This is a genomic window from Kribbella sp. NPDC004138 (assembly GCF_053603655.1).
In genome coordinates this window covers 67,209-86,372 of the sequence record NZ_JBSGFZ010000002.1, presented here as the reverse complement: position 1 = coordinate 86,372, position 19,164 = coordinate 67,209, and the positions used below count along the sequence as shown (strand labels likewise).

General features: G+C 66.9%; 19 protein-coding genes and 1 pseudogene. 7 read left to right on the top strand and 13 right to left on the bottom strand.

What is annotated here, in order from left to right; genetic code table 11:
- Positions 1-25: 25 nt before the first annotated feature.
- From ACWEOO_RS02430 to ACWEOO_RS02400, 7 genes are all read right to left on the bottom strand, one after another.
- Entirely contained in the window at positions 26-2,089 is a 2,064-nt protein-coding gene (locus ACWEOO_RS02430; RefSeq protein WP_452141422.1) for a family 20 glycosylhydrolase, read from the bottom strand.
- A 1-nt stretch (position 2,090) separates the two neighbouring features.
- Positions 2,091-3,545 (bottom strand): sulfatase family protein, encoded by a 1,455-nt coding sequence (locus ACWEOO_RS02425; RefSeq protein ID WP_452141421.1) that lies wholly within the window; start codon positions 3,543-3,545, stop codon positions 2,091-2,093.
- Between the two features lie 4 nt (positions 3,546-3,549).
- The gene (locus tag ACWEOO_RS02420) at positions 3,550-3,705 is read right to left on the bottom strand and encodes a hypothetical protein (RefSeq protein WP_452141420.1); all 156 of its coding nucleotides are present in this window, start codon (positions 3,703-3,705) and stop codon (positions 3,550-3,552) included.
- A gap of 64 nt (positions 3,706-3,769) precedes the next feature.
- On the bottom strand, positions 3,770-4,537 hold the full coding sequence (locus ACWEOO_RS02415) for an ABC transporter substrate-binding protein (protein WP_452141419.1): 768 nt from the start codon (positions 4,535-4,537) through the stop codon (positions 3,770-3,772).
- Positions 4,534-5,316, bottom strand: a complete 783-nt coding sequence (locus ACWEOO_RS02410; RefSeq protein WP_452141418.1) for an ABC transporter ATP-binding protein — start codon at positions 5,314-5,316, stop codon at positions 4,534-4,536. The genes ACWEOO_RS02415 and ACWEOO_RS02410 overlap by 4 nt, the downstream gene beginning before the upstream one ends.
- The gene (locus tag ACWEOO_RS02405; protein ID WP_452141417.1) at positions 5,313-6,140 is read right to left on the bottom strand and encodes an ABC transporter permease; all 828 of its coding nucleotides are present in this window, start codon (positions 6,138-6,140) and stop codon (positions 5,313-5,315) included. The genes ACWEOO_RS02410 and ACWEOO_RS02405 overlap by 4 nt, the downstream gene beginning before the upstream one ends.
- Positions 6,137-6,754, bottom strand: a complete 618-nt coding sequence (locus tag ACWEOO_RS02400) for a PadR family transcriptional regulator (RefSeq protein WP_452141416.1) — start codon at positions 6,752-6,754, stop codon at positions 6,137-6,139. The genes ACWEOO_RS02405 and ACWEOO_RS02400 overlap by 4 nt, the downstream gene beginning before the upstream one ends.
- A gap of 261 nt (positions 6,755-7,015) precedes the next feature.
- Between ACWEOO_RS02400 and ACWEOO_RS02395 the strand changes: the two genes are divergently transcribed.
- Entirely contained in the window at positions 7,016-8,509 is a 1,494-nt protein-coding gene (locus ACWEOO_RS02395; RefSeq protein WP_452141415.1) for a family 20 glycosylhydrolase, read from the top strand.
- Between the two features lie 83 nt (positions 8,510-8,592).
- Here the strand turns inward: ACWEOO_RS02395 and ACWEOO_RS02390 are convergent, their stop codons facing one another.
- From ACWEOO_RS02390 to ACWEOO_RS02365, 6 genes and pseudogenes are all read right to left on the bottom strand, one after another.
- Positions 8,593-8,979, bottom strand: a complete 387-nt coding sequence (locus tag ACWEOO_RS02390; protein WP_452141414.1) for a hypothetical protein — start codon at positions 8,977-8,979, stop codon at positions 8,593-8,595.
- Between the two features lie 11 nt (positions 8,980-8,990).
- Positions 8,991-9,419 (bottom strand): hypothetical protein, encoded by a 429-nt coding sequence (locus ACWEOO_RS02385; RefSeq protein ID WP_452141704.1) that lies wholly within the window; start codon positions 9,417-9,419, stop codon positions 8,991-8,993.
- Between the two features lie 6 nt (positions 9,420-9,425).
- Positions 9,426-9,584, bottom strand: a pseudogene (locus tag ACWEOO_RS02380) (TetR family transcriptional regulator); the annotation flags it as partial.
- A 93-nt stretch (positions 9,585-9,677) separates the two neighbouring features.
- The gene (locus ACWEOO_RS02375; RefSeq protein WP_452141413.1) at positions 9,678-10,127 is read right to left on the bottom strand and encodes a hypothetical protein; all 450 of its coding nucleotides are present in this window, start codon (positions 10,125-10,127) and stop codon (positions 9,678-9,680) included.
- Between the two features lie 3 nt (positions 10,128-10,130).
- Positions 10,131-10,730, bottom strand: coding sequence for a TetR/AcrR family transcriptional regulator (locus ACWEOO_RS02370; RefSeq protein ID WP_452141412.1), 600 nt, complete (start codon positions 10,728-10,730; stop codon positions 10,131-10,133).
- Positions 10,731-10,786: 56 nt separating this feature from the next.
- On the bottom strand, positions 10,787-11,554 hold the full coding sequence (locus ACWEOO_RS02365) for an IclR family transcriptional regulator (protein WP_452141411.1): 768 nt from the start codon (positions 11,552-11,554) through the stop codon (positions 10,787-10,789).
- Positions 11,555-11,702: 148 nt separating this feature from the next.
- Here ACWEOO_RS02365 and ACWEOO_RS02360 point away from each other — a divergent pair, with 148 nt between their 5' ends.
- Genes ACWEOO_RS02360 through ACWEOO_RS02335 form a run of 6 tightly spaced genes read left to right on the top strand, consistent with a single transcriptional unit; the run spans position 11,703 to position 19,141 of the window.
- Positions 11,703-13,001, top strand: a complete 1,299-nt coding sequence (locus ACWEOO_RS02360; protein WP_452141410.1) for an ABC transporter substrate-binding protein — start codon at positions 11,703-11,705, stop codon at positions 12,999-13,001.
- Positions 12,998-13,942: a carbohydrate ABC transporter permease gene (locus ACWEOO_RS02355; protein ID WP_452141409.1), complete on the top strand. Its 945-nt coding sequence runs from the start codon at positions 12,998-13,000 to the stop codon at positions 13,940-13,942. The genes ACWEOO_RS02360 and ACWEOO_RS02355 overlap by 4 nt, the downstream gene beginning before the upstream one ends.
- Positions 13,939-14,769, top strand: coding sequence for a carbohydrate ABC transporter permease (locus ACWEOO_RS02350; protein WP_452141408.1), 831 nt, complete (start codon positions 13,939-13,941; stop codon positions 14,767-14,769). Before ACWEOO_RS02355 ends, ACWEOO_RS02350 begins: the two co-directional genes overlap by 4 nt.
- 18 nt (positions 14,770-14,787) lie before the next feature.
- Positions 14,788-17,289 (top strand): glycoside hydrolase family 38 N-terminal domain-containing protein, encoded by a 2,502-nt coding sequence (locus ACWEOO_RS02345; RefSeq protein WP_452141407.1) that lies wholly within the window; start codon positions 14,788-14,790, stop codon positions 17,287-17,289.
- Positions 17,286-18,494, top strand: a complete 1,209-nt coding sequence (locus tag ACWEOO_RS02340; RefSeq protein ID WP_452141406.1) for an enolase C-terminal domain-like protein — start codon at positions 17,286-17,288, stop codon at positions 18,492-18,494. The genes ACWEOO_RS02345 and ACWEOO_RS02340 overlap by 4 nt, the downstream gene beginning before the upstream one ends.
- Positions 18,488-19,141 carry an RraA family protein gene (locus ACWEOO_RS02335; RefSeq protein WP_452141405.1) on the top strand — a complete coding sequence of 218 codons (654 nt, stop codon included), beginning with the start codon at positions 18,488-18,490 and terminating at the stop codon, positions 19,139-19,141. The genes ACWEOO_RS02340 and ACWEOO_RS02335 overlap by 7 nt, the downstream gene beginning before the upstream one ends.
- The last annotated feature ends 23 nt before the right edge of the window (positions 19,142-19,164 follow it).

Below are 19,164 nucleotides of genomic sequence, written 5' to 3'. Positions count from 1 at the left end.
GTGAGACGCCCAGAAAACACGGTGATCATCGCTTGAGCGGGTGCGCCGATACGTCGAAGGTCACAGGGCTTTCGATGGGTGCCTGGCCGGGACGGTTGATCGACAGCGTTGCGGCGTACCGTCCGGGTGCGTCGAACGTGCGCGTGACGGCTGTGTGGAACGGGCCGTTCAGTCGCATCTCGGGGATACTGCCTTCCTGGGTCGGGGTCAGCGTGACTGGCTCGGTTATGCCGTCGCTCCATTTGACGGTCGTGACAAGTCCGGTCGAGGTCTCCCCGGGCGCGGTGACGACCCACTCGACCGTGGCCGGTGTACCCACCGTCGTCGTCCGATCGTTCCCGCGGGCGGCGATCGTCCAGGCCACGTCGGCGGTCGGGAAGAAGTTCGTTCCGTTGACAGTCAGCCGGCCTCCGAGTTTCGCCAGGCGTCCGGTGAAATCGCCGTAGTCGCGCAGGGCCTGTGGGGTCCAGCCGACTTCGGCCGTTGCGGCGATCCGGGGATAGGCGTAGTACTCCGCCTGGTCGACACGGCGGATGAACTCGCCCCACAGGGCGGACTCGACGCCGAGGACGCTGGACTCGGCGATCCCCGGGATGAACGTCCCCGGATCCCAGTTGTAGTGGCGGTCGAGTCCGCAGGGGCCACCGCAGGCCCAGGTCCCGCCGACAGGCTGGCGGGAGTCCTGCTTCTGCGGCACGTAGGTGTTCGCAGCCGGTGAGAGTACGACCTTCGCGCCCCGCTTCCGCACTGCGTCCGCGACGGCCGACCGGTTGCCGCTCCAGAACTGGATGACTGCGTTGCCCTGAGGGAGCGCGGCGCCGGAGTACTCGTTCCAGCCCATCACGGTCTTGCCGAGCGCAGCAGCCTGAGCCGAGAAGCGGTCGACCATCGTGACGTAGTCGGCGTGGCTCGTCACGTGGGCCTCGTCGCCGCCGATGTGCAGGTACGGACCGGGCGTCATCCTCGCGATCTCGGTGAGGACTTGCTGGACGAACTCGTACGTGACCTCGCTGCGCGCGTCGAGCGAGGAGTACCCCACACTCGGAGTGCCGTTGTGGGGAACCGTCTCCTGGCCCGCCGCCGGCCGTGGTTGCGACCCGGCCGTGTTGAGCTGCGGGATCGCGTGCAGGGCGGCGTTGATGTGAGAGGGTACGTCGATCTCGGGGATCACGGTCATCCCGTTCGCGCCGGCGTACCGGACGATCTCGGCATAGTCGGCCTTGGTGTAGTAGCCGGTGAGACCGAGTTCGGTGCCCATCAGTTTGCCGCTCGCGTTGTAGGTCACCGCTGTCGCGCCGCTGACCTTGGTGAGCAGGCCGTAGTCGATGCCGGCCGGGTTGTCGGCCGGGTTGCCGATGGCGATTCGCCATCCCTGGTCGTCGGTGAGGTGGAGGTGAAGACGGTTGATCTTGAACCTCGCCGCGTCGTCGATGTACCGCTTCACCTCGGGCACCGGGTAGAAGCTCCGCGCGACGTCGAGCATCACACCGCGGTGCGCGAACCGTGGATGGTCGGTGATCGACACCGACGGCACCGTCCAGGAGTAGTTCAAGCGTGTCGGCGACTCGATCCATTGAGGCAGCAGTTGGCGCAGCGTCTGCACCGCGTTGAGTGCGCCGTTCGTCGTACTCGCCACCAGGTCGACCCGCTGCTTCGAGACGGCGAGGTGATAGCCCTCTGCCTCGTGGCCCGCGGGACCGGCGCCGGGGCGCACTCGCACGACGATCGGGGCCGGGCTGTTGCCTCTCGGCAGGTCCGGTATCGCGGTGTCGGGTACAGGTGTCACCGGAAGGGCGTAGCCAGTCGCAGGCCGCAGCGCCGAGGCGAGATACCTCGCCGGAGCGACGGCTGCCGGCCCCGCCGCGAGGATTCGTGTTCCGGCGTCGAGGTGGAAGGGCTCGCCGGCGGAGTCGGTCACCGAGACCGGCTTCGGGACCAGACCGAGTCCGGGCGCGGTCGCGGCGCCCTGGTCTCCGTCGGTGGCTGTGGCCGCTGTCGCAGCTGGCATCGCTGCGGACAAGGCAGCGGCGATCAGGACGCCGGCCAGAGTGAGTCGGCGGCGTCGTCTCGAGGTTGTGAGAGTGGGCATGTCAGTCCTTCCCGGTCGGGCGGTTCGCGGGTTGGTCGTCGTACGGTGTATCGCCGTAGTGGTACTGGAGTCTTGTCAGCTCTGTCTCGAGTTGGTCGCGGATGCCGGCGTGGGTGGGATCGTCGGCGATGTTGTGGAGTTCGCGCGGATCCGCCTGCAAGTCGTACATCTCCCACTCGGGTGGATAGGTGGTGTCCGCGGAGCCTTCGACTCCCAGGCCGTCGGCGTAGAAGTAGACGAGCTTGTGAGTCCGGGTCCGTACGCCGTAATGCGCCCAGGCGTGATGGTGAGGGTCGTCGTGTTCCCAGTAGCGGTAGTACATGGACTGCGGCCAGTCGGCCGGCGTACGCCCGCCGAGCGCAGGACGGAAACTGCGACCTTGCGAGGTGGGTAGCTCCCGATCGGCAGCGATCCCGCACAGGTCGAGCAGCGTTGCCGCGACGTCCACGTTGGTGGTGATCCCGTCGGGCGTGCTGCCTGCGGCGATCTCGCGTGGCCAGCGGACCAGGAACGGCATCTGCAGTGACTCGTCGTAGATGAATCGCTTGTCGTACCAGCCGTGGTCCCCGAGGAAGAAGCCCTGGTCGGAGGTGTAGACGACGATCGTGTTGTCGCGCAGTCCGCTCTCGTCGAGGTAGTCCAGGACGCGTCCCACGTTGTCGTCGACCGACTGGACGCACTGCAGGTAGTCGCGCAGGTAGCGCTGGTACATCCATCGGGTCCGGTCTGCCCTGCGCTCGTCGGGCTTCAATTCGGCGGGTAGTTCTTCCTTGACGTCGCCGGCCTCGAGGTCGTCGGCGATGGTCATGGTTGCGGCCCGAACGGCGGCGCTCCTGGTCGCGTAGTCGTCGAACAAGGTGTCCGGCTCAGGGATCGAGCCGATCGGGTAGAGGTCCTTGTGCTTGGGGTCCGGGATCCAAGGACGGTGCGGCGCCTTGTGATGGATCATCAGGCAGAACGGCTGCCCGGGTTCGAGGCGGGCCAGCCAGTCCAGGCTGAGGTCGGTCACGATGTCGGTGGCGTACCCCGGCGCCACCTCTTCTCCGTGGGGGGAGATCATCAGCGGGTCGACGTACTCGCCCTGTCCGGGGAAGATGCGCCAGTCGTCGAAGTCCTGGGGGAGTGCCTGCTCGGACTCGCCCAGGTGCCACTTGCCGAACAGCGCCGTGCGGTATCCATGCCGGCGAAGCACCGCCGGGTACGTCGGGGTGCGGTGGTCGAACTCGGCGTAGATCGACGACACTCCGTTGACGTGGCTGTAGGTGCCGGTCAGCAGTGAAGCCCGGGACGGCGAGCAGACGGCGTTGGTGCAGTACATGGCATCGAGGCGTGCACCATCGGCCGCGATCCGGTCGATGTGCGGCGTGCTGTTGATCCTGCTGCCGTACGCCGAGATGGCATGGGCGGCGTGGTCGTCGGTGAGGATGAAGACGATGTTCGGCCGGTGTGGAGGCATGTGCTCAGGCCTTCGCGTACTCGGCGCCGAGGTAGAACTCCTTGGCCGGTGCGGGGTTCTTGACCTTGCCGATTCTGGCGAACAGCTTGCCAAGGGTGTCCAGCCAGCCGTCGATCGTCCCATCGGTGCTCTTGGCAACCAATTCGTCGGTGCCGAGCACCTTGACGTACCTGGCCTCCGACTCCAGCCCGGCCTTCGGTGCCTTGAGGAAGCCGGCGAGCAGGTCAACGGTTTCTGTTCGGTGCTCGTGGTTCCACTGGTTCGCCTCCTTGGCGACGCCCTGGAACCGCTGGAGCAGATCGGCGCGCTGGGTGATATCGGGCGGCGACGAGCGCGGACGGGAAGGCGAGCTCGGGAAAGACGGTCGACTTGACCAGTTCGACCAGGTCCGGTTTCCGGGCGGCGACGGTCGCCACATGCGGGTACCAGATCGCGGCCGCCTGGATCTGTCCGGAGATGAAGGCGGAGATGGCCGTCGGCGGGTCCATCACGACGCGCTTGATGTCGCTCATCGTCATCCCCTCCTTCTCCAGCGCGAGGTTGAGCAGCATGTCGCCGCTGGTTCCCTCGGGGACGCCGACGGGCTTGCCGGCGAGATCCCTGAGGCTCGCGGTTCCCGGTTGTGCGATGACCCTGTCGGCCTGTCCGAGCGACACCAGCGCGACGACCTTGGCCTTGCCCGACATCGGCAGCCACAGTGCGCCCGGACCGATGTAGGCGAAGTCGACGTCGCCTGTGCCGAGTGCCTGGATCGCGAGCGGGCCGCTGGTGAAGACGCTCGTCCGTGCACGCAGCCCGTGCTTCGCCCAGACTCCTTGCTGATCCGCGACGGCGACCGTCGATGCGCCGTTGCCGTCCGCGATGTAGCCGACCTTCACGTCGGTCAGCTTGCCCTGGCCTGCTGCGCTGCCCGAGCAGTTGGTGATCAGTGGGGCCGTGGCCAGGGCGGCGACACTGCCCAGCAGGGTCCGGCGGGAGAGCTGCGTGTTCATGCGATGTCCTTGGTGTCCTGGTGGTAGACGGAGTTCCAGACGTGGTTGCGTAAACGGGCGAAGTCGTCCGACAGACGAAGTACCTCGGTTCTCGGATACGGCAGGTCGACAGGGATGATCGAGTGGATCCGGCCGGGGCGCGCGGCCATCACAACGACTCGGTTGGCCAGGTACACGGCCTCTTCGACGTCGTGCGTGATGAACATGACGGTGCGCTTCTCCTCGGTCCAGGTCGCGAGCAGTTGGTCCTGCATCCGTACCCGGGTGAGGGCGTCCAGGGCCCCGAACGGTTCGTCCATCAGGAGAACCGTGGGATCGACGGCGTAGGCGCGGGCGATCGCGCAGCGCTGTTTCATCCCGCCGGACAAGTTCTTCGGCAACGCGTCGGCGAAGTCCGTCAGCCCGACCAAGCCGAGGATCTCGTCGACTCGGCGGCGTCGCTCGGCCGTGGGCATCCCGCCGAGCTCGAGCCCGAACTCGACGTTCTTGCGAACGGTGAGCCAGGGAAACAGCGCGTACTGCTGGAAGATGACGCCACGCTCCGGACCTGGTCCGCTGACGGTCGTCCCGTCCACCCGGACGACGCCTGACGTCGGCCGCAGTAGCCCGGCAGCCAGGTTGAGCAGGGTGGACTTGCCGCAGCCCGACGGTCCGACCACGGTCACGAACTCGTTGTCGGAGATGTCGAGGCTGACCCGGTCGACTGCCGTGAAGGGCGCGCCGTTCAGCTCGAACACGCTGGAGACCGAGTCGAAGGCGATCTTGGGCTGTGCGTTCATCGGCGCTCCTGCCAGGAGGTGAGTCGCCGGTCGGCCCAGAGCAGGCACCGGTCCATCAGGAGACCGAGAACGCCGATGGTGACGAGTCCGACGAAGATGGTCGCGATGTCGTAGTACACCTGTGCTTGCTGCATGCGATAGCCGAGACCCTGCTGCGCCGCGATGAGCTCCGCGGCGACCAGCGTTGCCCAGGAGGCACCGAGCCCCTGCCGCATCCCGACGAGGATGAACGGTACCGAGGCCGGTACGGCGATCCGGCGGAAGATCACCCAGTCGCTCGCGCCGAGCACCCGGCCGGCGTTGATCAGCGTGCGGTCGACGGTCACCACGCCCTGGAACGTCGCGATCACACACACCAGGAAGCTCGCGAGGGTGATGACGAAGATCTTCGGTATTTCGCCGATGCCCATCAACACGATCGCGAGCGGGATGATGGCCAGCGGTGGAATGGTGCGGAAAAACTGGATCCAGGGTTCCAGGACCGCCCGCGCGGTCCGGTACCAACCCATCAGGAAGCCGACCGGGACTGCCAACCCGCAGCCGATCACGAAGCCGATCAGCACCCGGCGGAGGCTTGCGGCGACGTCGGTCAGCAGCGTTCCGTCGCCGGCGAGTTCGCCGAACCGGACAGCCACATCGAGCGGACCCGGCAAGGTCGTCGGATTGAGTACCGAAGCCAGCCACCACAACGCGACACCGGCGCACACCGAGGCGATGCTGATCAGGCCCGAACGAGAGGGCTGCCGCGGGGTGGGTTCGCCGACGTCCTCGGCGCTTTCTGCTGCAGTCGCGACGGGCTTCGCGCCGGTGCTGACCGGGGTCATGACGAGGTCCCTTCGACAGGTGCCGATCTGAGTTGAGCCGGTCGGCCCCCGTTCTGCTTGATCAGGGTCAGTTCGCGCTCGGTCAGTTCGAGCCACGAGATGTACAGCGAGGTCGATGCCCAGCCGCGGGAGTGCGACAGCCAGTCGATGTACGCGAGCCAGTCGGGTTCGATGGACAGCACCGGGTCGACGTCGGCCGATCCGCCGAAGGGTCCCTGCTCGTCGGCGCGTTGCTTGATCCGGTAGGCGAGTTCGGTGCGGACGATCTCCAGCGCGTAGTCGACACCGAGTTGCCCGGCGAAGTTCAACCGCACGATGAACGCCGGATCCATCGGCCTCGGCGCCGGCACGAACGGCTCGCCGGCCCAGTCGATCAACGCGTTCTCGCCGGCCTCCGTGAGGCTGTAGACCTTGCCGTCCGGACCCGTGTCGCGACGGTCCACGGTCGCTTCGATCCAGCCCCGTTCGGTCAGGTCCGCGAGCGCCCGGTAGATCGGCGACATGCTCGCTCGGCGCCCGAGAAAGATGCCGTCCCGCCGGAGCCAGCGGCCGAGGTCGTAACCGGTCGCCGGCCGCCGGGCCAACAAGCCGAGCAATGCGTAGTCCGGGTTCATCGTCTCTCCGTCGTCTGAATGCCTTGGGAATGACCAAGTGGGCATACCTTGCCACGGCGATTCGCGGGTATGTCAAGGGGCGAGCTACAACCACGCGGGTATAGAGATGCACGCATGCCTCGAACTTGACGGATGCGCGAACATGCGCGATTCTTCATGTATTGCGCTCATTCGATCAGGATGGCGCGAGCCTGACCCGCCGCGAGCACCTCGGCCGGACACCTGTGGAGTTTCTGTGACTCGACGTTGGAGACTGATCCGATGCGCGCGGTGAACGCGATGCCGAGCGTTGTCCCCGGGCTGCAGCAGTGGATCGGCGGGGTCGGTGAGGTCCGGCTCGCTGCCGGGCTGCGGATCAGCCTGAGCCCCGACGACGCTGTGGCGCTACGCGGTGTCGCCGACGAGCTCAGCGCGGACCTGAAGGAGCTCACGGGGTGGACCGTGCCCACGGTCTTGTCCATCGAGCCTCGACCGCGAGACATCGCGCTCACGCTGGATGCGGCCGCTGACGTGGGGCCGACCGCGGTCGCCGCCGCCGAGGGATACCGGCTGGACGTGACCGACGGGGTGCGCATCACCAGTCGCACGTCGACCGGGGTCTACTGGGGCACCCGGAGCCTGCTGCAGATGCTGATCCGGCAGAACCACGGGGAGGTGACGCTCCCCGTGGGCAGCGCGGTCGACTGGCCCGACTACGCGGTCCGGGGATTCATGCTCGATATCGGACGGCGTTGGTTCGGCCAACAGTTCATCCGCGACTACGTCCGCCACCTGAGCTGGTTCAAGCTCAACACGTTCCAGGTGCATCTCAACGACAACGGGTTCGGAGGTCCTGGCGGCGACTGGTCGAAGGCACAGTCGGCATTCCGGCTCGCGACCGACAACCCGCGGTTCGCCGGTCTGGCCGCTGAGGACGGTGCCTTTACCCGCGCGGATTGGGACCACCTCGAGGACGTTGCCGCCGCACACCGCGTCACGATCGTTCCGGAGATCGACGCCCCGGCACATGCCCGCGCGTTCATCGAGTTCGACCACAGCCTCGGACTCAACGGCGGCAACTCGGACCATCTCGACCTCGGCAAACCCGGGACGACCCTTTTCATGAGGGAGGTCTTCGACGAGTTCGTGCCGTGGTTCCGCGGACCGGCCGTGCACATCGGGGCCGACGAGTACCCGCGCGAGTACGAGCCGCAATACCGCCAGTACTTCAACGACATGGCCATGCACGTGCGCGGGTTGGGCAAGGACGCCTGGGCGTGGGGAAGCTTCTCGAGGATGGCCGGCAGCGCTGCTGGATACGACCGGAACGTGACGATCAGCTCGTGGAACAACGGGTGGTACGGGCCGCAGGAAGCGGTGGCCGACGGCTACACGTTCATCAATACCAATGACGACCTGCTCTACATCGTCCCGTTCGCGGACTATTACCACGGAAACGGGCTCGACGGCCGTTGGCTGTTCGACAACTGGCAGCCGAACGTCTTCCCGGGCGGCCAGTCGGTGACCCCCGGAGAGCCACTGCTGCGTGGGGCGCTATCGGCGGTATGGAACGATCTGGTGAACAACGCCTACGACGCCACGGACGTGCACAGCCTCGTGGAGCCGACCTTCGGCGTTCTCGCTCAGAAGATGTGGCGGGGCACCGAGCCCGGCACGACTCACGAGACCTTCATGAGCCGCCTGTCCGGGCTCGGTATCGGCCCCGGCTCGGAGATGCTCACGACCACCTTGCCGCAGCCGAAGACCCACGTCTGAAGCTGGTCCTCGGCTCCACGGCGCCCTTGCCGGCCGGCCGTGCCCTGCAGGAGCGTTTCCGGTAGGTGCCCGATGGCGGGACGTCAGATCATGGTGGTCCAGATCTCCGTAGATGCCGAATTGCCGACGAAGGGATTGTTGACGGCCCAGAGCAGTCCGCTGTTGTTCTCCGGGACATCGAAGTCGCACAGCACCCAACCGGCGTCCGCGCCGCGATCGTTGAAGCACCGTCGGGCCCAGCCCGGTCCTTGGATCGTGCCGGCCGCGCTGTCGCCGTTCGCCTTGGTGTCCTTGACCCAGACTCGGTCGCCGTACTCGTGGAAACAGGCGGTCGCCCCAGTCGTCGATACGCACCACAGACCCAGGTCGCCGTAGGGCGGCGGGCCGCTCGGGGTCCCTGTCGTCACGGCTTCCGCTGTGTTGGTCGATCCCGCCGTGACCAGTGCTGCCGCTGCGATGATCGCGGCCATCTTGCGCCTCATCATGCGACACCTGCCAGGGTGTGCAGCCAGCCATCGATCGGGCCTCGTACTTCCTCGAGGTCCGCCAGTTCCCTGTCGGCACGGAGGCCGTAGATGCGGTCGAAGAGCAGTCCTTCGAGGAGCGCGACGAGATCTTGCGCGGCTGCCTGCGGGTCGGTGGCGCCGAGGGTTTCGAGCAGACGTGCGGCGACATCAGGATTGAAGAAGCACGTTGCCAGAGCGGCCCGGAGTGCCTCGTCCTGCTGAGCGTCGGCGAGAAGTGCGTAGCGGGCCAGAACGTCCCGGCGGCGAGACTTGAGCAGACCTCGGAGTTGCGCGGCGACCAATTCGGCGGCGCCTCCCATCGTCGGTGGGTCTTGGTGCTCCGGATCCTTCAGTGCGGCGAAGGCATCTCGCGTGACGGTTGCCAGGTGATCAACGGTGGCCATCAGGAGCTCCTGCCGGCTCCGGAAGTAGTACGACGTCGAGCCCTGGGCGATCCCGAGCCTCTTGTCGACAGTCTGGTGAGTCAGTGCGTGGCTCCCTCCCTCCGCGGCCAGATCGAGCGCAGCCGCGCAGATCTCCGTACGGTGAGACGACTGAGCTGAGGGCATCTCTCCTCCGATTCCTCTGGATCGTCGATTGTTGACTCTAGGATCATAGAGGATCGATGTGGTGAGTGAAAGGCGAGATGCGGGGGCTGCCGGTCAGGCGTCGAACCAGGCCATTGAGGTCATCTTCCAGCCGGCGGGGGTGTGGATGAACTGGGTGGTCTTGTAGCCGGTGCCTTCGAACGGCTCGCCGTCGCGGAAGCCGGACTTGCGGTACTCGCTGAGGCGGTGTCCGATCGTGCCACAGATCTCGGTCTGCTCGGAGACCTCCCATTCGGAGAACTCGGTGAGTGTCCCGTCGGTAAGCATCCGTTCCCGGGGCTCGATGAAGGTGTCGAGCGTGTAGATGATTGGCCCGGCTCCGACGTTCGCGATGATGATGCCTTCAGGGATGAAGACTTCGCGGACCGCCTGTACGTCGGGGTGCCGGCCGCCGGTGTTCGTGAACGCGCCAAGGAAGGTACGCATCAACTCGTCGAGTTCGGCCTTGGCGGCCCTGTCGGAAGTTCCTGGTTGCGCGGGCTGATGCCGTTCAGACGAAGGCATCGATCAACCCTGGTTCTGGAGGGCCTCGAGCCAGAGAGCTATCGGCCGGCGGAGGTTGTTGAGGCTTGAGCGAGTACCGGGGGAGATGCTCACCCGGGAACCGTAGACGCGATCGAAGAGGAGACCCTCGAGCAGGCTCAGGAGGTCGCGCGCGGCGCGGGCCGGATGTGGTGCGCCGAGTGATTTCATCAGCTCGGTGGCTGGTTTGTGGCCGAAGAGGCAACCGGCCAGCCCGGTGCGCAGCTCCTCGTTGTCGAGAGTGTCCGGGGCCAGTGCGTACCGGGCCAGGACGTCGCGACGGCGTGGGCCGAGGAGCGAGTCGAGGTACTTGGCAAGGAAGGTCGCTGCGTTCGCGGTGGTGAGGTCGGTTGGCCGGTGAGCAGCCTGGGCCGACTGGAAAGCGTCCCGCGTCAGTTCCGTGAGATGCATGATGGTTGCCTGGACCAATTGCTCGCGGGTCCTGAAGTAGTACGAGGTCGAGCCCTGCGCGATGCCGAGTTCCTTGTCGATCTTCTGATGGGTCAGGGCGTGGTTGCCGCCCTCGGCCGCGAGAGTGAGTGCGGCTTCGCAGATCTCCGTGCGGCGGTTCGATGTTCTCGGCATGCCCGGAAGTCTAGTTCCTCTACAATGCTAGTGCTCGGCCGCGAACCGGAGGGCCCTCAGGCGGGGGTGGGCGGGAACGTGTCGGCGAGGCGGTGGAGGAGTTCGGCGACCTCTGTGGTGCGTTCCAGCGGCAGCCTCGCGGACGGGGCCGAGACGCTGATGGCGTTGCTCGCGCCGGGCGTCGGGAGCACGATCGCGACCGCACGCATCAGATCGGCGCTCTCCTCGTCGTCCACCGCGAAGCCGTTGGCGCGAATGGTTTCAAGCTCGGAGCGGAGCTTGCGCCGGTCGGTGATGGTGGCCGGTGTGAGCGAGCGCAATGGTGCCGGCAGCAACTGATCGACCTCCTCCCAGGAGCGCTGGGCCAACATCGCCTTGCCCATCGCGGTCGCGTGCGCGGGGAGCCGCCGACCGACTGCGCTGTACATCCGCAGCGGGTGCGGCGACTCACGTTTGGCGAGGTACACGACGTCGGCGCCGTCCAGTCGTCCCAGGTGCGAGGCTTCCTGCAGCTGATCGGTCAAGGCGGTCAGGATCGGCTGGACCATTTCGACGATCTTGTCCACGTCGACGTACCGCGTGCCCGCCAGCAGCGCTCGGAGACCGATGCGGTAGCGGCTGTGCGAGATCTCGTCGGTCTCGACCCAGCCGCGGCGCTCCATCGTGCCGAGCAGCTTGTGCAGGCTGCTTTTCGGCATGCCCAGCCGGCGGGCGATGTCGGACAGCGTCAGCCGCTCCTCGGTCCCGGCCAGGAGTTCGAGCACATCCAAGGTCCGCTCGGCGGACTTCACACCCTGTGGTGCCCCGTTCACTGTCGCACTCATGAGGTCACTATAAGCGATTGTTCCAAATGAGGAACGACGATTCCATCCGTGAACCTTGACACGCTCCAGCAGCAACCCTAGCGTGTACAAACAGAAACAGTGTTCCCATATGGGAACATCTCATCCAGATTCGAGCAGAGGAGCTCCCATGAGTTTCCGGACTTGGACGGCCGCGGGCCTCGTCCTGATCGCCGCCGCAGCGACCGCCGGGTGCGGCGGCGGCGGAGGCAAAGAGGCCTCGAACGACGGCCCCGTGACGATCACCTACGCCGCCCCTGGGAACGGCGACGGCCTGGCCCATGGCGAAGGTCCGATCATCAAGGCGTTCGAGCGGGCGAATCCCCAGATCACCGTCAAGATCGAGGAGATCCCGTTCGCGGAGTACAACACCAAGCTCACCACCGTGTTCCGCGGCGGGCAGGGCCCGGATCTGGGACGCGTGAACCACACCGACATCCAGACGTTCGCCGGTGGCGGCTTCCTGGCGCCGCTGGACGACGTCATCCGATCGGACAAGATCGCGATCGACTCGTTCATTCCCGCGCTGGTCGACACCGGCAAGGTCGGCGGCAAGCAGATGACGCTGCCGCTGACCACCGACACCCGAGTCCTCTTCTACAACCCGAGACTGCTGAAGTCCAAGGGGATCGCCAAGCCACCGGCCACCTGGGACGAACTGATCAGCGATGTCCAGAAGTTCGCCGGCAGCGGCGTGTACGGCTACGGCTTCCCCAGCGACAGCGACTACGCCCTCACCTACGAGACCGTCGGTCCGTACATGAAAGCTGCCGGTGGCGAGATCCTCAGCGGTGACGACGAGCCACAGGCCAAGGCGGCTGAGTCCGCAGGCACCGTCGACGCCGTCAAGCTGATCCAGGAACTGGTCAAGACGAAGGCTGTCCCGCCAGGTACCAGCAACATGAAGGCCGACGCGCTGTACCAGCTGTTCTCCCAGAACAAGATCGCCTTCATGCTCGGCGGTCCCTGGGTTCGTACGGCGTTGCAGACCAACAAGCCGGCGATCGCCTACGGAACCGACTACGCGACCGCCCCGGTCCCGGTGAAGACCGCGGGTGACCCCTCAGGGTCGACCGCAGGTGGCTGGCAGATCGGCGTGTTCAAGAACTCCAAGCACCAGGAAGCGGCCGGCAAACTGCTTGCCTTCATGCTCGAGCACGACAACCTCGTCGCGATCAACAAGGCAGAGGCGTTCCCGCCGCTCAAGGACGGACTCACCGCCAAGCCGTGGTCGGACGATCCCTTCTACCAGGCGTACGAGGACGTCCTGCCGCATTCGGGACTTCCGCTGCCCCCGATCGCCCGGATCGCCGAGGTGTCGGCGGCGTTCGAGAAGACCGTGCTGCCGGTCATCGTCGATCCCAGCAAGCCGGCCGAGCCCGCTCTGAAGGACTTCGACGAGCAGGTGAACCAACGGATCCTCGGATGAGCGTGCGAGAGCGCTCGGCCGCCCAGGCGGCCGAGACCGCGGTGCCGGTAAGGCCTTCTCGCCTTCGTCCGGACAGCAGGTCGCGCCACGAGCGAGCCTGGCCGTACGCGGTCCCGGCGTTCGGGGCGTTGCTCCTGGTCCTGGCGTACCCCTTGGCCTACAACGTCTGGGTCAGTTTCCATGTCCAGCGGCTGAGCCCGTCCGACGGTCGGTTCGTCGGCTTGAGCAACTACCAGCGCGTGTTCGACAGCGGCGCGCTGACCGACACGCTTGGCCGGACGATGGTCTTCACGGTGGGATCGCTGGTCTGCCAGTTCGTCGTGGGCCTCGCGACCGCGCTGGCGCTGGAAGCCTTTCCCCGGGCAGCGAAGGTGATTCGGCCGCTCCTGCTCGCGCCGTGGGTGATGCCGGGAGTCGCGGTGGCGGCGATCTGGCTGTCGATCCTGAACCCACTCACCGGCCTCGGCAGCCGGCTTCTCGACCTGGTCGGGCTGCCGCCGGTGCAGTGGCTGGCAACAGGGTGGTCGGCCATGCTGAGCCTGATCGTCGTGAACACGTGGAAGTCGGCGCCGTACTGGATGCTGATGCTCTCGGCGGCGCTCAAGACGGTGCCGCGAGAGGTCGTAGAAGCCGCCAGGGCAGACGGCGCGTCGTACTTCCGCGTCGTCTGGCATGTACAACTACCCGGGATCCGGCCTGTCCTCGCCACCACGTCATTGCTGGCCTTCGTCTGGACCTTCAACTACTTCGACCTCGCCTACCTGCTCACCAACGGCGGTCCGAACGACGCGACCAGCACGCTGCCGTTCGCGATCTGGGAGTCGGCGCTGAAGTTCAACCGGTTCGACCAGGCGGCCGCGTACTCGGTGGTCTCGATCCTGCTGACCGGAATCGCGATCGGCTTCTATCTCCGAGTCTCCCGACGGCAGGCGGCAGCATGAGCGCGCACCGCGTCTTTCGTTTCCCCTGGGGCGCCGGCCTGGTCCTGGCCGTGGTGCTGGCCGGCACGTTGCTGCCGGTGTACTGGATGGTCGCGTCGTCGCTGAAATCGGCGGGCGAGCTGAGCGCGATCCCGGCGACACTCTGGCCGCATTCCCTCAGCCTCGACCAGTACCGGAAGGTCCTGGCGGAGGGGTCGTTGTTCGCGGCGACCGCCCACTCGCTCTTCATCGCCGCGACAACCACACTGCTCGTCGTCGTCCTGGGCTGCTCGGCCGCGTACGCCGTCACTCACCTGAGGTTCCGGCTGGGACGGACGATGCTGTCGCTCGCCCTGGTCACACAGCTGCTGCCGCAGGCCGCCACGCTGGTTCCCGTCTTCATCCTCTGGACGAAGCTCGGCCTGGTGAATCAGTTGCCCGGCGTGCCCCTCGCGTACGTCGCCTTCCAGTTGCCCGTCGCGGTCTGGATCATCACCGGACACTTCGCCGCGATTCCGAACGAGGTCATCGAGGCCGCGCAGATCGACGGGAGTGGATCGGTGCGAACGCTGACCTGGATCGTCATACCCATGGCCGCGCCCGGCATCGCCGCGGTGGCGATCTGGTGCGTCATCGGTTGCTGGAGCGAACTCCTGTTCGCGCTGATCCTGCTGGGCGGCGACACGCACACTGTCCCAGTCGCGCTGGCGGGCCTGATCGGCCAGCACGTCACCGATGCCGGTCAACTGCTCGCGGCCGCCACCCTCGCGGCGCTGCCGCCGCTCGTCTTGTTCTTCTTCGTCCAGAAGTACTTCTCGAACAGCCTGGCCGGATCGGTCAAGGGCTGACCCGAAGGGATATACCCCATGCCCACTCGCTCCGTCGCGATCATCCCGACCTCCCACCTGGACCTGTTCTGGCTGGGTGACTACCGCAACTGCCTTCGACGCGGCGACGAGGTGATCCGCTCCTACCTCGACCGGGCGATCGAGTCCGGCGACGAGACCTTCGTCATCGACACCGCGATCTTCGCCGAGCACTTCCTGGCCGAGAACCCTGCCTACGAAGGCAAGGTACGAAAGTTGCTGGCCGAGGGCCGGCTCGAGATCGGCGCGGCCTACATCGACCGCTGGGAGAACCTGGTGCTCGGCGAGTCGATCATCCGCAACATCCAGATCGGCCGGGCCTGGGCCCGCGAACGGCTCGGCGTGGACGCCCAACTGGCGGCCCATCCCGACCTGCCCGGACTGAACGCTCAGACAGGTCAGATCTACGCGCAGGCAGGGATCCGGTACTACGTGACCAGCCGGAAGATCTTCCACGAGGGAAGGATCTGGCGCCATCGTGGTCCTGACGGCTCCGCGATGACCATGGTCACCTGGCCGCAGCACTACGTCTTCCTCGCACTCAACGAGTCCGGTCTCGACCCGCGCACGCATGGTTCGTTCCTGGAGGGCCGAACGCTCAGCTTCGACGATCTGGAGAGCCGGTATCCGCACGGTGTCGTCGCCGTCTCCGGATCGGCCGGCGATCTCACCGCCGCCGGGGACTTCACCACCCGCTACGGCAAGGACCTCCGCGAGTACGTGGGCCAGTACCGCGCCGAGGAGCCGGATCTGACCATCAGTTACGCGATCCCGGCGACCGTCGTAGCGCCGTACCTCGCGACCGATACCCCGCTGCTGGAAGTGTCCGGCTCACTGCCGAGCGTATGGGGCGTGGCGCCGGACGAGGAGATGCGGTTCTTCCACCGCGTCCGCCGACTCGAAGCCTTGCTGCTGGACGGCGAGACAGCGAGCGCGATCGGCGTCGCGGCTGGTCGCACACCGCTGCCGGAGTCCGCCAAGAAGTGGCGCGGCCTGTACGGCGAGGACGCGTTCTTCGACCAGGACGACTACGCCCCGGACGGACGCGAATGGGAATGGCTCTGGCGCATGCACGTCTTCACCCAGGATCACAACGGCGGCGGGATGGACGGGCAACTGTCGATCTTCCAGAAGAAGGTCCGGCATGACCGCGCCCTGGGTTTCGCGAGCGAGGTCCTGGACCATGCCGTCGGCCGGGGCGAGTCGGACCAGCCGGCCCTCGTGCGCACGAGGCTGGGCGACTCCGACCGGCACCTGATGCTGGACGAGTCACTCTCCGAACACCTGGCCAAGTGGCTGGCGAGGTGCCCGGAGGACAGCGTGCAGTTCCTCGAAGGGCCCGGCGACACGTGCCAGGCCGTCCTTCGGACGGCCGCGGGCGCGGGCGTCGGTTGCGGACCGATTGACCCCGCGCCGATCACCCGAGCGCCGGAGGTCCACGAGACCGAAGCGGTCATCACCATCCACACGGACCACGTCGACGTCTCGATCGACAGGGCAACGGGCCGCCTCGATCTGCGCGATGCGGTCACCGGGGCCCTGTGGACCGTCCCGGTCGGCGGTGCGTACGCCGTACCTGAGCATGGCAACGACGTCACGCTGGCGACCGACGAGACCGCCGCGACGCCGGCCGTCCTGGAGTCGGTCGAGCTCACGGATCGCGGACCGGTCGTGGCTCGTGTCATTATCCGCTGGCAGTTGCTGGACGTTGTCTTCACCAGCGCCGTCCGGGTGTGGGCCGGCGAGCCACGCGTCGATCTCGAGACGACGGTGGACTGGCCCGGCTTCGAGAACTGGCAGATCAGGTTGCCGCTGGCAACGGCTGACCGGTCCACGGTGTCGCACGGAACCCCGTTCCACGGCTCGGGCTGGGATGAGGTCGATGCCCGCATGAGGCCGTTGATGCCGGATGAGATCTCCCCGGAGAACCTGCGGGCCTACCGCGAGGTCCAGCACTGGTTGCACGTGGATGCACCGGAAGGTGGGCTCGCCATTCTCACCGAGCACCCTGCCTTCCGTCACGCCGGAGAGCGACTGGAGGCGGTTCTGCTCCGGACGGCGCCGTCCTGTGGAGATCCGCGGATGGCCTGGGCGAACCCCGGCCGGACGGCTTGGACGCTCCGACTGGTTCCCACCGGCGCGGGCATTGCGAGGGCGGAGGTCGCGGAGATGGCGGATGTGGCCTGGCGTGCTCCCCGGATCGTGCCGGATGCAAGCCCCCAGGTTGTGGAACTCCTGCGCAACGAGGGCGACGACGTACGGCTGTCCGCGCTGTTTCTCGACCAGTACGGCGCGAACGCCCGCCTGGTCAACCAGTCGGACGCGCCGGCAACCGTACGCCTCACCGGTGCGGCGGTCGGAGCGTCGGCCGATCTCGTCGATCTCGACGACAACGTCGTGGAGACAGTCGAGAGCATCGACGGCGAGGTACGACTCACCTTGCCGCCGTGGCGCATCCAGACCCTTCGCCTCGGACAGATCCGCCAGGGAGAACAATCATGACAAAGCTCACGATCGCGAGCGTCGAAGCGTTCGAGGTGACGGTGCCGATCGAGGCTCCGCTGCGCCATTCGTACGGCGTGCACGAGGCGTTCACCCGGACGATCGTCCGGGTCCACACCACGGACGGTCTGGTAGGGCTGTCCGAAACCGCCGCGTCCGCGGCCGAGGTCGAGCGGGCCGGAACGATCGTCCTCGGCATGAGCGCACTGGAGACCGGAGCGATCCGGATGCGGGTCACTCAACGCTTCTACTGGAGCAAGAACCCGCTGGTGGCGGCCGCACTCGAGATGGCGTGCATCGACATCGTCGGCAAGGCGCTCGACGTCCCGGCGTACCAGGTTCTCGGCGGGGCGTTGCGGGACTCCATCGACCTGGCCGCGTACTGCTTCTACCGGCACCCATCGGCCGCGGAGCCGGCGGTCACGACGCCCGACGAGATGGCCGAGCATGCCGCCGACCTGGTGCGCAGGTACGGGTTCGGTACGGTGAAGCTCAAGGCCGGCGTGCAGGATCCGGCGACCGAGGTGGCGACCCTGCAGGCGATCAGGGACCACTTGCCGGACGTCCGGCTACGGATCGACCCGAACGGCGCCTGGGCGACCGGGACCGCGCTGGGGCTGCTCGACGCTCTCGCCGAGATCGGCCTGGAGTACCTGGAGGACCCGGTCGCGGGCCAGGCCGGGATGGGCCTGGTTCGGTCGAAGGCCTCGATGCCGCTGTCGACCAACATGTGCGTCGTCGACTTCCAGGACCTACCGGGAGCCTTGGCGCTCGGCAGCGTCGACATCGTGCTGTCCGATCCCTGGTACTGGGGCGGGCCGCTGGAGACCAAGGCACTCGCCGCCATCTGCCAGATCCACGGCCTCGGTGTCGGCATGCACTCGGGAATCGAGCTCGGGATCGGGATGGCGATCATGGCCCACACCGGCGTGACCATCCCCGAGCTGACCCTCGCCGTCGACGCCCACTACCACCACCTGGTCGACGACGTCATCGCCGGACCGCGGCTGCTGCCCGACGGCGACGGCCGGCTCGAGCCGCCGGCGGGCGCAGGGTGGGGCATTGAGCTGGACGACGACAAGGTGGCCCGGTACAGGGAACTGCATGCGACGGGCAGATTCGCCAACCTGTACGTCGAAGGAGACTCGGGACAGGGTGCGGATCCGTTCCGGCCGAGCTGGACGCCGGTGATGCCGGCATGGTGACCATCGACCTGCAGAAAGTCCGCTCCGAGCTCGGATCGGCGATTCTGTCCGATGCGCTGGACGCGCGGGGTCTCCGAGCGCAGTGTCTGGCGCCCGGCCTCGTCCCGCTCGACCCGGACACCGTGCTGGCCGGTTGGGCTTTCCCGGTCAGCATTCACCGCGTGTACGACGTACCCGAACGTCCGTTCGCCGGGTTGGTCGCAGCGCTCGACGCGATCGCTGCCGACGAGGTCTTCGTGACCCCGACACAGCGTGCCACCGACATCGCCGTCTGGGGTGAACTGTTGTCGACCGCATGTCAGGCTCGTGGCGCAGCGGGTGCGATCACCGACGGCCTGGTGCGCGACACCCGACAGGTACGTGGGCTGGGGTTTCCGGTCGTCTCCGCCGGAACGATCCCGTACGACAGCCTCGGACGGCATGAGATCGACCAGCACCGGGTGCCCTGTGTGATCGACGGCGTCCGGATCGAGCCCGGCGATCTGATTGTCGCTGATGCCGACGGCGTCGTTGTGGCACCCGCCGGGATCGCCGGCGAAGTGGTGGCCGCGGCCTTCGCCAAACGGGCCGGCGAGGTGAAGTTCCGGGCCGCGGTCGCTGAGGGCATGTCGGCCTCGACCGCGTTCGCGACCTTCGGCGTACTCTGACCCACGGTCTCACTGGAGGACCC